General features: G+C 49.0%; 8 protein-coding genes. 2 read left to right on the top strand and 6 right to left on the bottom strand.

Going from position 1 to position 13,015, the window contains the following annotated elements:
• Positions 1-215: 215 nt before the first annotated feature.
• The 6 genes from A1359_RS10215 to rlmH form a co-directional block, all read right to left on the bottom strand.
• Positions 216-794 (bottom strand): outer membrane protein assembly factor BamC, encoded by a 579-nt coding sequence (locus A1359_RS10215; RefSeq protein ID WP_066981945.1) that lies wholly within the window; start codon positions 792-794, stop codon positions 216-218.
• A gap of 5 nt (positions 795-799) precedes the next feature.
• Complete coding sequence (locus A1359_RS10210) at positions 800-1,618, bottom strand: carbon-nitrogen hydrolase family protein (RefSeq protein WP_066981935.1); 819 nt, start codon at positions 1,616-1,618, stop codon at positions 800-802.
• Positions 1,619-1,683: 65 nt separating this feature from the next.
• Complete coding sequence (locus A1359_RS10205; protein ID WP_066981942.1) at positions 1,684-5,478, bottom strand: YhdP family protein; 3,795 nt, start codon at positions 5,476-5,478, stop codon at positions 1,684-1,686.
• 12 nt (positions 5,479-5,490) lie between these two features.
• Positions 5,491-6,945: a ribonuclease G gene (rng, locus tag A1359_RS10200; protein ID WP_066981932.1), complete on the bottom strand. Its 1,455-nt coding sequence runs from the start codon at positions 6,943-6,945 to the stop codon at positions 5,491-5,493.
• The gene (locus A1359_RS10195; protein ID WP_066981929.1) at positions 6,942-7,517 is read right to left on the bottom strand and encodes a Maf family protein; all 576 of its coding nucleotides are present in this window, start codon (positions 7,515-7,517) and stop codon (positions 6,942-6,944) included. The genes rng and A1359_RS10195 overlap by 4 nt, the downstream gene beginning before the upstream one ends.
• Positions 7,518-7,521: 4 nt before the next feature.
• Positions 7,522-7,986, bottom strand: coding sequence for a 23S rRNA (pseudouridine(1915)-N(3))-methyltransferase RlmH (rlmH, locus tag A1359_RS10190; protein ID WP_066981927.1), 465 nt, complete (start codon positions 7,984-7,986; stop codon positions 7,522-7,524).
• A gap of 319 nt (positions 7,987-8,305) precedes the next feature.
• On the opposite strand from rlmH, the gene A1359_RS10185 reads away from it, so the two are divergent.
• Both A1359_RS10185 and A1359_RS10180 read left to right on the top strand, forming a co-directional pair.
• Positions 8,306-9,778, top strand: a complete 1,473-nt coding sequence (locus tag A1359_RS10185; RefSeq protein ID WP_066981924.1) for a complex I subunit 4 family protein — start codon at positions 8,306-8,308, stop codon at positions 9,776-9,778.
• A gap of 48 nt (positions 9,779-9,826) precedes the next feature.
• Positions 9,827-13,009: a DUF2309 domain-containing protein gene (locus A1359_RS10180; RefSeq protein WP_066981921.1), complete on the top strand. Its 3,183-nt coding sequence runs from the start codon at positions 9,827-9,829 to the stop codon at positions 13,007-13,009.
• The last annotated feature ends 6 nt before the right edge of the window (positions 13,010-13,015 follow it).

Genomic DNA, 13,015 nt, shown 5'->3' with positions numbered 1-13,015 from the left:
ACTTAATGGCAGTGACGCTTCGCGTGGGAATGCAAGCTGAACCGCTCTGCGGTTCGGGACGCTGGAGCGTCCCCGACGGGGTTCCCACGTAAAACATGGGAGCTATAAGCGGCAATTAATAATTTTGGCGCAAACCTTAGTCGCCCTCTGTAGGTGCGGATAAATCCGCACCTACAGAGGGTACTTGCATAAGATATTTCATGCGCAATCCTTAGTTAATCCTCGCTTTTGTTCTCTTCGCGATTGATTATTTTTTTATCGATGGTTTTGTGCAGCAAGCGCACCAGTTTTGCAGAGCCATCTTCGCCATCCTCAATTTGATCCGGCTTGCTGAGTACGACATTTACCAGCATGCCGAGACTGTCCTCTTTTAAGGTAATGGTATAGTCGGCTTCGGCGTAATCATTATTAAATATCGCATCCAAAACACCTTCTTCTTCGCCGTCAGTGTCCGGATCGTAACGCACCTGTATCCGGTTTTCTTCCCGATTCTTATCCAGTACGGCAATATTGCAGATTTTTAGCGCCACCATCACCATTTCCCACGCTCTATCAGGGCGGGTTTTTAAGGTCAGCTTAGGCTGAGTGCTATCATCTCTAAAATCAATCAGGTTAGCTAGCGGCGAGGTTTTGGGCTTAAGATCATCCTGAGACAATGCCGGCTGGGAGTGCGTGTGCTCTATGGGCAGTTCTGGCGGCATTTCCAGATGATGCATATCGCGATATCGGTCGGAAGTATCTGCACAACCCCATAATAATAGTGCCGGCAAGCCGTAAATCAGGTGTTTCGTCATAAACATTACTCGCAAAAAAAGCGTCGGTGTTCCAGCACGGGAAAAGCACTGCGCATTTTATCCAGCCGACTTTTATCGACCTCAGCCGACACAAAACCAGGACCGGTTTTATAGCAATCCAGCACTACGCCCCAGGGGTCCACTATCATGCTATGACCAAAGGTTTGTCGTCCGTTGACATGAAAACCACCTTGATTAGGCGCGATAACGTAACAGAGATTTTCGATGGCACGTGCACGAAGTAATATTTCCCAATGTGCAGCGCCTGTTTTGGCAGTAAAGGCCGACGGAATCACGATGATATCCAGACCTTTTTTTGTCATCGGACGAAAAAATTCCGGGAAACGCAAATCATAGCAAACCGAAATCCCCATACGGCCAAATGGGCTGTCGATAACGCAGGACTCTTCGCCGGCTTCGACTGAATCCGACTCACGATATTGTTCTGCACTATCCGGTACGCTGACATCGAACAAGTGCACTTTGTCGTAACGCGCCACCCGCTCACCTTTGTCGTTGTAAACCAAACAGGTGGCACGCACTTTATTATCGGCTTTAGCAGCCATAGGTATGGTACCGCCCACCACCCAAACCTGGTATTTTTGAGCGACCGTCGCCAGGAAGTCTTGAATCGGACCTGCGCCATCGACTTCGCGAACCTGAACCTTGTCATACTCGTTCATGCCCATAATGGCGAAATTTTCCGGCAAAGCCACCAACTTGGCACCGGCTTTGGCGGCATCGGCGATTTGCTTTTCAGCTTCCAATAAGTTGGCATTGACTTGCGGTCCTGATGCCATTTGAATCGCTGCGCAGATTGTCATAAATTATCCTATGGTTTTTATTGTTTTAACAATTGCACGGAATGGGCCGGTCAATATCGGCCGAATTAATCCGTATTGGAATCCAGCCAGCCAAAATCGGTCAGGCCGCGCCAGGTTTTTTTGATCAAGCCGTCTTCATCATGTAGAGGCGTCACTTCGATATTACCCCAGGCGCCTTTAAGTTGATATTGCGAGCCGAAAAAATAGCCTTCTTTATAGTCATTGGTAACAACCTGGGTAATCATACTGGCGATACCGCCAACGATTGTACCAGCAATGGGCACGGCGTCGGAACCCTTAGGCACTACAGACACCCGTTGATCCAAGGTCTTTTTGGCTAGATCCGCAAAACCGGCCAAATAGAAATTAGCCGCTACCGCATTCACTGTCAGGTCATCGGTAAAGGCCAATCCATCTTTGATTTTGATATGACCTTTTATGTCATCAAATGCCAGACCTTGTCGATAGACATCGCTAAAATCCAGACTTAAGCGTTTTACCCATTGCTCCATGGCAACCAGACCTAATAAGCGGCCGAAACCTGGCTCGATGCTGGAAATGCGGCCATCCTTGAGCTCAAGTTGTACTTGACCATTTAACCTATCCATTGAAAATTGATGCGGCCCACCCCGCCAACCACCAATAAAAGAAATATTAGCCGTTGTTTCTTTAAAGTCGTCGGTAAAAGCCAGGCGAGAGAGAAATTCACTAAAGTTATCTGATTTAACATTGCCTTTGATTTGAGTGATGGTACCACTAGCTTGCTTTAACCAATCAGCCGTCAGATCAAGCTTGGTTTTTGCACTCTGTAGTTGGATTTTTTTAAAATGTATGCCATTGCTTACTCGCTCGGTCTGCAGTTTTAACAGCCCTAAATCCACCGAACGCCACCATAAATGCTCGCTCTCGATATCAATCAAAGGTAAATCCGTCACCACCTCTTCGGCACTATCGACACTTAATTTTTCCAAAGCCGTTAGGTTTAGATAATCCATTTGTAACGCAATGCGGTTATTGCCGCCAAGTTGATCAGGAATACGAACCATGCCCTTGGCCATTGCGGTATCAATTGTGCCCTGCCAACCTTGATTGTCGTGTTGTAATACGCAACGCATGTCTCCCAGGTCCTGGTCTTGCCAGATCAATTGCCTGGTATCGATCACTACTTCTTTTATCTGAGGCCCCTGGGTTTGCTCTGCATCTTTGAAAGCCGATAAACTCTCCGATAAATTAAAGCGGGGTTGTCTGACTTCCAGTTTCAAGCCTGGCTTATCATAGCGACTGGCTTGGCCTTGCCCCAAAACGACATGTCCGGAATAAAGGGTTTCCTGGGTTTTATCGATTAATAATAGTGCCCGTAATTGATTGCCATACTGCAATGCCAAAGGCATTTTGCTGTTTTGATCCCATTGAAAATCTAGTGTCAATGGCTTCTCTTCATTCGCTGATTTGCCAAGTACTGTCTGACTATTGATACCGACACCTACCAGCGAGGTATCAATTTTCAATGAATTCGCTTGTGTGGTTTCGTAGGGTATTGCCAATTTAGCCGTATAGCTTAATGCGCCATCAACAATATCGGTTTGCAAAAAACTAAATTGTTTTTCCAGATTATTGATATTGGTTTTACCTTCGACATCCAGATAAGTGGCCTGTTCGTCACTACTCAAGCGTGCCTGTATCGGATAACCCAACGCTCGCGCATCCATGCGATTACTACTGATACGATCTTCCGTAAAATTCAAAACGCCCTTGATACCGTCAACTTTAAGGTTGACCGGTTTTAGAGTCAGTTTTGCCCCATTAAGATAAGCATTGACATTGGCTTTCAGCGGATCGGGTTCCGGGTAATGAATTTTTAAATTCAGGTCGGCATCGATATCGCCCTCGCCGCTGAGTTGCTTTGCGATGGGGACTATCTTGGGCTTGAGCGGGGATTTTTGTAAAAAGGCCAGACTGTCCATAAACTTAGCATGCACCTGCCCCCAAACATAAATATAATCACTGTCAGGCATGTCCGGAATCCTCACCAAAGCCTGATCAATCACAACTTTCTCGCTACCGCCTTTGCTAATCGCAACCTGTAAGTCTTTCCCTAAAAATTGTACATCGGCATTAGCATCTCGCAGGTGAGGCCAATTCTCATTAAATTGTATTTCGCTGTTTTCTATGCTGAAAACGGTTTCAAAATGGCCTTGCCCATTAGTAAACGGAAACTGATCCAGAGCCCCCTTTAAGACTATCTCGCCTTGACTAATCCGACCCGCGACAAAAGCTTCATCCAGCCAAGCGACAGCTCCTGAGTCCATGAGTTTGGCGGGTAAATATTTCGGTATCCGGCTGACATCTTTAAAATCGCCAAATTGTATGCGCAAATCCAAATTGGGTGAGGCGGCACTCTTGGGCAACCAAAGATTGAGCCTGGTTACCGTAGTAAAATCAACACTATCAATGGCCAAATCTTCACTCAAGAACTGCCAGGCAGCATCGGTTTGCCACCAATGTAAACTACCCTGTAGCCGTGGGATGTCCAATGAGTTTCTGAACCAGTCAGCAGCATCGACGCTGGCGTTTTGCGTGTCCAGCGTAATTTCGCCGTACTGATCGGTCGCACTAAATTGACCACTGATATTTTGTATTTGTGGCATGGCCGCAAAATGATCAATACCTAGCTGATCAAAACTGCCACGAGCGGCATAATGTTGAAAATCCTGACTGACAAACAAACTCACATCTCGCAAACGGCCTTTGGGATTAAGTTTTAACCAGTCGGCATAATCGTGTCCATCAGGCATTAGCATCGGCGCCAGCAGCATGGCTGCCGGAAAATCCAGTTGCTTGATAATGGCAGCAAGATTGCCTTGTGCATCCTGCTGCAAATAGAAAGCACCGTCCGGCCAACGCTGACGATTTGCGTAAATATTGACGTCATAGCCAGCCAGACGCCAGCGATCATTTTCATCGCTCCAACTAAAACTGCCTTCAAAGGTATCCATATCCACAGGTTTGCCCTGATGCTTGCTGATTGTCAGCTGCTGGGCCTGAATATAACCATCCACCTGATAAGGGCTGGAATTACGCCAAAGACTCCAGATGCGGAAATCACCCGCCCCGGAATGTAGCTGTAAACCCAACGGCAAATCGCCCGTCATTAAAGCGCCAGCCTGCAGATCTGTACCTTCGATATACAGCTCGCCATCTATGTTGTCTGTCTTAAATACATCACCTTTGATAACGGCAGAGATGCGTAGCGTGTCGCCATACTGCGGCGGCAGGTTACTGAGTAAATGCAATTCATGGCTGTCATCGAAAAAATGATTTTTGATGACCAAATCAAAGCGGTCAAAATGCACAGCTTTGCTGTGACGCTTTAAATCCTGCCAAGTGATTTCACTGTCTAAAATTTCATATTTTCCGCCCTGCAACAGCCACAGAGGCTTTTCATCGCTGGCTTGCAGACCTTTAATAGCAAAACTGCCATCCAGATTACGGGTGATACTGATATTCGCGCCCACCAGGGTCACCCGACTGGCTGACAACAGGTTGCGGGTTAACAGCAAGTCCAGAAAATCCAGCCCCAAGCGAATTTCTTTCAGTTGAATATCGGGCTTATTATTAGGATCGCTGGCTTCAACATCGATGCCTCGCAGAATGATTTCCGGATTAAAACCTCGCATGCCGGCGTCCATTTTGCCTATCCGTAGCGGGATATCGGTTATTTGGCGAATTTTTTGTTCCAATTCGATTTGATAATCGTCCAATTCAGCCAGCAAAATACGCGCTGCGCTGACGATCACAGCCACTGAAATCAGCGACCAAAACAGTAAATGGCGAGTAGCTCGGGCAATATGAACAATCACAAAATTCAAGTCCTACAATAAGACCACATCATAATGTTCCTGATTGTATCCGGATTCAGCACGAATTTTGATGGCCACTTTCAAGAATAATTCCAGCTCCGACAGCATATCAGCCTCTTCATCCAATAACATTTCCACCACTTGCTCAGAGGCCAACACTAAAATCTGCTGTACGTTGTATTGCCGCACCACGCGAATAATTTCACGAAAAATCTCCAGGCAAATTGATTCCGCGGTTTTCAACACGCCACGCCCATCGCAAGTACTGCAGGGTTCACAAAGAATATGCTCCAGACTTTCCCGGGTGCGTTTACGAGTCATTTCCACCAACCCCAAGGCCGACACTTCGGTGATTTTGGTTTTGGCGTGATCCTTATCCAGATTGCGTTGCAAGGCAGACATCACCTGTTTTTTATGGTCATCGCTTTGCATGTCGATAAAATCGATAATGATGATGCCACCCAAATTCCTCAGCCGCAGTTGCCGGGAAATGGTATGCGCTGCTTCCAGATTGGTTTTGAAGATGGTTTCTTCCAGATTCCGCCCCCCCACATAACCGCCGGTATTGACATCGACCGTCGTCATCGACTCGGTTTGATCAAAAACCAAATGACCACCGGATTTGAGCTTTACTTTGCGATCCAGAGCCTTGGATATCTCATCCTCAACGTTGTAAATATCGAACACCGGCCGCTCGCCGGAATAATGTTCGATGAAAGGCACCACTTCCGGCACAAAGGTCTCGGCAAACTCGACCAGCCGCAAAAAGGTTTCTTTGGAGTCGACGCGAACTCGTTCGACGCCCTCTTTATATAAGTCACGCAAAGTACGCATACTTAAAGGCAAGTCTTCGTGTATCAGCGTTTTGACTTTGGCTTTTTTACTCTTGTCGAGTATCGATTCCCACAGCATGTGCAAAAACGTCATGTCGGAATACAGAATAACTTCTTCCACACATTCGGCAGCAGTCCGCGCGATGAAGCCACCGGGCACAGTATGTTTTTGCAGATAATTTTCTATACAAGCCCGTAATCGCTGCCGCTCTTCTTCGGATTCTATGCGTTGCGATACGCCGGAGTTTGCTGCGTAGGGCATGTAAACTTGATAGCGTGAAGGAATGGATAGATCTGTCGTCAGCCGCGCACCTTTATTGCCCAAAGGATCTTTAGTGACTTGCACCACGATTTTTTGGCCATCTTTAAGATAATGCTCGATATTCTCAGAACCGCCGGCCAATTCCTGGCTATTGAAATCGGATAAATGCAAAAACGCCGCTTTATCCAGGCCAATATCGACAAAAGCCGCCTGCATACCGGGCAATACCCGGCAAACCTCACCTTTATAAATATTGCCGACCAGACCTTTCTGCCGCAAGCGCTCTATGATCAATTCCTGCAAGACGCCGTTTTCAATCACCGCTACCCGGGTTTCCGGCGGGGTGACATTAATTAAAATTTCTTCACTCATGCGATGACTTTAATCCCTTGTTTAGCTAATAGTTGTGCGGTTTCAAACAGCGGCAAGCCCATGACGCCGGAAAAACTGCCGGTAATCGATTCGATAAAAATACTGGCCAAGCCTTGTATGGCATAGGCACCCGCTTTGTCTTGCGGTTCACCGGTCTGCCAATAGGCCAGGATTTCAGCTTGGGTTAACGTCCTAAATCTAACCTCACTGACACTCACTGCCTGCCAGTGATGATCGCCGCGTAGCGAAACCGCGCTATAAACCTGATGGCTGCGACCGGAAAGCTGCATCAGCATCTCTGATGCATGCTGAAGATTATCCGGCTTACCCATAATACGGCCATCGCACACAACACTGGTATCGGCGGCTAACACCGGCAAATCATGCTCTAGTAAAGCTCGACAGACCGCTGATTTCTCCGTCGCCACCCGTTCCACATAAGCTAGCGGAGATTCATGCGGCCAAGGCGTTTCGTCAATATCCACAGCTTTTATGACATGCCGAATGCCGATTTGTTGCAACAATTCACTACGGCGTGGTGAAGCGGAGGCGAGCACAATCTGTGGTGTCATAATGTTAGCGGTGATATGGGTGATTATTCATAAGACTCCAGGCCCGATAGATTTGTTCAGCCACGATGACCCGAACCAACGGATGCGGGAAGGTTAACGGCGACAAACTCCAGGACTCCTGAGCAATATCTCTGACTTGCTGTGACAAACCTTCCGGCCCACCCACCATCAAGGCTACGGGCTGCCCGTTACCCAGCCAGCGTTGCAGAGCTTTTGATAAGTCGGCAGTGGTCCAGGGTTTGCCCGGAATATCCAGTGTTACCACATGCGCACGTGGCGGCACTGCCGTCAGCATACGTTCACCTTCTTCTTTGGTTATGCGTGCAATATCGCCACTGCGGCGTTTATCGGGAGCAATTTCTTTCAAAACCAATTCACACTCGCGCGGCATGCGCTTGGCATATTCATTATAGCCCTGCAGTACCCAGTCGGGCATTTTGTTGCCGACGGCGATTAGATGAATTTGCATGTGTTATCCGACATCACTAACAACGTCATTTCCAATTAATTAAGGTATTAAAAATTGATAAAGATTATTGGCTACTTGCCTGGCTATTCTCATCAACGGTATTTTTATGGCTGGCTAGAGTACACGAAGCTGCAGTCTTTGCGAAATCTAAGCCGGGAAAGCCTGCAAACTCAACTGATAGCCGTTATCTTGCTGTGAACAATCTAGATCATTTAGCTAAAACAATCTGGTTCATATAAACCGTTTTTTCCAGAATTGGCCTATTTCAACCAAATGCATTTAAAATGCCTAGCTAATTTGACTTAAAACAACTTTCAACATGGCGATTTTAAGCGCACTGCTTTGGACACCGGCGCTGGGCGTACTCTTGCTGGCGCCGATTTCCGGACAGCGCAACGGCTTGATCAGGCTGATTAGCAATCTGACAACCATCGGGGCATTTTTGTTCGCCTGCGGCTTGTTGCTGAACTTTGACATCAGCAATAGCGCCATGCAGTTCAGTGAGTTTTATCCCCTCAACCCTAAACTGGGCAGCGCCTATGCCTTGGGTATCGATGGCTTATCGATGCCGCTATTGGTTTTGGCAACTTTGCTGACCTCGATTGCGTTGCTAGCGTCTTTTTCCATCAACGAAGGCGTCAAGGGCTATCACATCTGCGTGTTATTGTTGGAATTTGGCATGCTGGGCGTGTTTATGGCTCAGGACTGGGCCTTGTTTTATATCTTTTGGGAAGTCACGCTAATCCCGCTGTTTTTCCTGATCGACCGCTGGGGAGGCAAGCGCCGACATGCGGCCAGCTTGAATTTTGTCTTGTATACCATGGGCGGTTCGGTATTCATGTTGCTGAGTTTGCTGGCGATTAGTCAGTACGATTTGGAGCATCAAGGTTCTTTGATGGCTTCCATGGGGCAGGCGGCGCAGAGCATGCCGGAGCTGGAACAGGTATTGGTGTTGCTGGGGTTTTTGCTGGGTTTTGGGGTGAAAATGCCGATCTTTCCGCTGCATGGCTGGCTACCACTGGCGCATGTGGAAGCGCCCAGTCCGATCAGTATTTTGCTGTCGGGCATTTTGTTAAAAATGGGCGCTTACGGCTTATTACGCTGCGTGGTGATGCTGCCGGTAGCGGCAAAACTGATACAACCCGTATTGGTGTTTTTAGCCTTGTTCGGCATGATTTACGGCGGTTTGCTGGCTTGGCGGCAGCGTGATTTGAAGGCCATGGTGGCTTATTCATCCCTGAGTCATATGGGCATAGTGTTGCTGGGTATTGCCTCACTCAACCAAACCGGCTTTACCGGCGCCATTTTACAAATGATCGCGCATGGCTTGATCGCCGGCGCCCTATTCCTGTTGGTCGGCCTGCTGTATGAACGCACGCATACCCGCAATATTCAGGATTACAGCTCCCTGGTACAAGTGATGCCGCGCTTCGCCACATTTACCACCCTGACACTATTAGCGGCCATGGGCTTACCCGGCTCAGTGGGTTTTATCGCCGAATTACACACCCTAATCGGTGGCTTTCAGCAATGGGGCGGGCTGATGGTATTTTTCAGCCTAAGTATTTTAATTAGTGCCGCGTATGCGATGCGCACCATTGGGTTGTTGTTTACCGGCCCAGTAAAACCACAGATGCAACAGATACCCGACCTTAATCACGTCGAGTTGATGGCGGTCGGCGTATTGGTAGCGGGTATTGTGCTATTTGGCTTGCTGCCGGCGCCGCTGATTGATTTATCAGGCGCAACCGTGAACAGGATGATGATGATCATAGGCGAGAGATTGCAGTGATTACTTCAATTAGCCAAACCTGTAAATACCGGAATCCAGGGGCTTGATATGCAAGTGACCTCATCGAATAACACTTCTTCGCAGCAACTCGTCCTCAATGCGATTCAACACCTGAATCATGTCTTGCCGGGACAGGGGCCGATTCATGATTTTGTGCACCACAATACCCTGCATGGCTTTCAGCATTTACCGTTTGAGCAGGCTTTGAGCGACTTTACTCAATTAACCGGCATCGACTGTTATTTGCCTGTCGAACAATTCCGGGCCTTTTATCAGCAAGGACGTATCAGCGACGAAGACCTGGATAATGCTCTTGAGCAGCAATTTGCTTTGTCCCATCAGCCAGAGCTAGCCAAAATCTATCAGCAATCCATTACTCAGCAGCAACTATACCGTTTAGCCTTGTTAAATGATTTGCCCAGTCTAAGTCCTGCCCAATTGCAATGGCAGCTTCAAGAACTTACACAGCTGAATACCCGAGATGGGCAAGCCGCTGACAATTTATGGGAGGCGTTGCTCAGCAAGCTGGAACTGTCTAAACCTGATGAGCATCCGGAGCAACTGCTGGATTTAAGCATCGAACAAGCTCGCAGCTGGCTGATAAATAGCCAGCAACAACACATGCAGCAACAAGCAAACGAGGACAGACTAACCTTGTTTGCCAAAGTGGGCGACAGTCTGACTTTGCGCGGCTTAGTACAGATTTTAACCGGCGTGGATGTTCTGGATAGCGTGCGACCATTATTGATCCGCTTGTCTGCCTCAATATTAGATGAAGGCATGGCGGCCTGGCGCTTGCCTCAGCGTCAGTCTCTGGGCTTTTATCAAGCTTGGCTGCAAAGCGCAGAATTTGATGTTATGCCGGTATTTCAGGAGTTGACCGATTGGCAAAACCTAAAAACGACATTACCCGAGGATGCGGTCGAGGCCATTATTCAGCAACTGGAAGCCCAGGCTATCCCCAAACCCCGTTGGGCGGGTTACTTACAACGCCTGGCGCTGGAGTTACCGGGTTGGTCGGGGCTGATTAATTGGCGGCAAGTCAATCCTCACTATCAAGCCGACGACAGCACACAGCCCTTGCTGGCCGATTATCTGGCGATACGCTTGATTCTGGATCGCTTGTATTTACAACAACTCTGCCATCAGCAATGGCGCTGTCAGGCTAAATTGGACAAATTACAAACCTATTTTGCCCAACACAGCGCCGAGTTCGCCGTGAGGCGAGCATTATTTGGTGGTGAATTGCCGGAATATTTGACCCAAGCCAGTCAAAGCTTGTTGGCTCATGGCGCGAAAAACCCGCAGGAATGGCAAAGCCTGGCCGAACGTATCTGGACATGGCAGCACAGCCCGCTGGCGACTCAATCAGGCAAAGTGAGCGTTTACAACCACGGCTGGCGTTTATTTCAACTATGTCAGCAACTTGCGATTTCATCGCCAGATCTGCAGCAACTCAGCAACCAGCAATTGTTGGACTGGTTGGCGATTATCGATCAATTTAGCGATGCCCAGCGGCGCAACGTCTGGTTGCAGGCCTACGAGCGGCATTATCAACAAGATCTGCTGCAAGCCTTGCATGCCAACCACGGGCGTGGTCGCTGGTTACGCCGCGACAGCCGACCGCAGGCACAAATTTATTTTTGCATGGACGAGCGTGAAGAAAGTTTTCGCCGCCATCTGGAGGAATTGAATCCGGCTATCGAAACCCTGGGGGTGGCTGGTTTTTTCGGGATTGCGATGAATTATCAAGGCCTGGACGCCCACCATGTCACGCCGCTGTGTCCGGTTGTAGTGACGCCGTCGCATCAAATCAACGAAGTCATACAGCCGGGGCAGGACAAGCAATATGCCAGCCATCGTAAAGGCTTGCATCAGGCTGACGGGCTGGCTTATCAACTGTATCAAAATCTGCGCCGCAGCCTGCTCTGGGCCTACCCCTTGGTGTTTGCCTTTGCACCGTTACAACTGCTGCGTTTGCTGGGTAAGTCCTTGTGGCCAACCTGGCAACGGCAAATGGAACAGGCCTGGCAACGTTGGCTGGTGCCGCAGGTGGCGACGCAATTAGAGTTTATCGCCGACGCACCCGCGCCAGCTGCAGCCCCAAGGTTAGGCTTTACCGACCAGGAACAGACCGACCGTGTAGCGGGATTTTTGAAAACCACCGGCTTAACCTACGGCTTTGCCCGCTTAGTAACATTGATGGGACATGGCTCCACCAGCCAGAACAACCCGCATGAAGCCGCACATGATTGCGGCGCTTGCGGCGGACGCCAAGGTGGACCGAATGCCCGCGCCTTTGCCGCCATGGCCAATCGACCTGTGGTGCGGCAATTACTAATCGAACAAGGCATAGTCATACCGGAAGATACCTGGTTTATCGGGGCGCAGCACGATACCTGTAGCGATATCATTACTTGGTATGACCTGGATCAGATGCCTGCAGCCTGGCAAACTGATTTTGCTGATTTTCAAGCCTGTCTGACCCAGGCCGATAGGCTGGCCGCCGCTGAACGCTGCCGACGATTTGCTTCCGCCGCTCAACCGGTTTCAGCCAAGGCCGCCATCCGGCATGTGGAAAATCGGGCGATGGATTTGAGTCAGGTCAGACCGGAATTCGGCCACGCCACCAATGCCGCCGCATTCATTGGTCGCCGATCCGCTACCCAGGGAGCGTTTTTCGACCGCAGGCTATTTTTGATTTCCTACGATCCCAGTCAGGACCCGGAGGGTACGATATTGGAAAACATATTATTGACGGCCGGACCTGTCGGGGCCGGTATTAATCTGGAATATTATTTTTCCAGTGTCAATAACGAGCGGCTCGGGTGCGGTACCAAGATTCCGCATAATGTCACCGGCTTGTTCGGCGTGATGGAAGGCACCGGCAGTGATCTACGCACCGGATTGCCTTTGCAAATGGTTGAAATACACGAAGCCATGCGTTTACAGATTGTGGTGGAAGCCAAAACCGCCGTACTCGAACAAATCTATGCCCGGCAACCGGATTTGCAGGAATTGATCGGCGGCGGCTGGGTGCATTTGAGCGTCCAGGACCCGGAAAGTGGTGAGATTTATATATTTCAACGCGGCACAGGTTTTGTGCCCTGGCAGCCTCGGAGCAAACAATTGCCGCTACGCGAAAATTCGCCTGATTGCTTTCGTGATTCAACCCAGGCGGTGGCGCCGATGTTGATTAAGCAAGTCGTATTTGCAGGAGAACAGCGCTGATGAATG

The sequence above is a fragment of the Methylomonas lenta genome, from assembly GCF_001644015.1.
GTDB lineage: Bacteria > Pseudomonadota > Gammaproteobacteria > Methylococcales > Methylomonadaceae > Methylomonas > Methylomonas lenta.
Note: the sequence above shows the minus strand (reverse complement) of the source record. Positions and strands in the feature narration are given on the sequence as shown.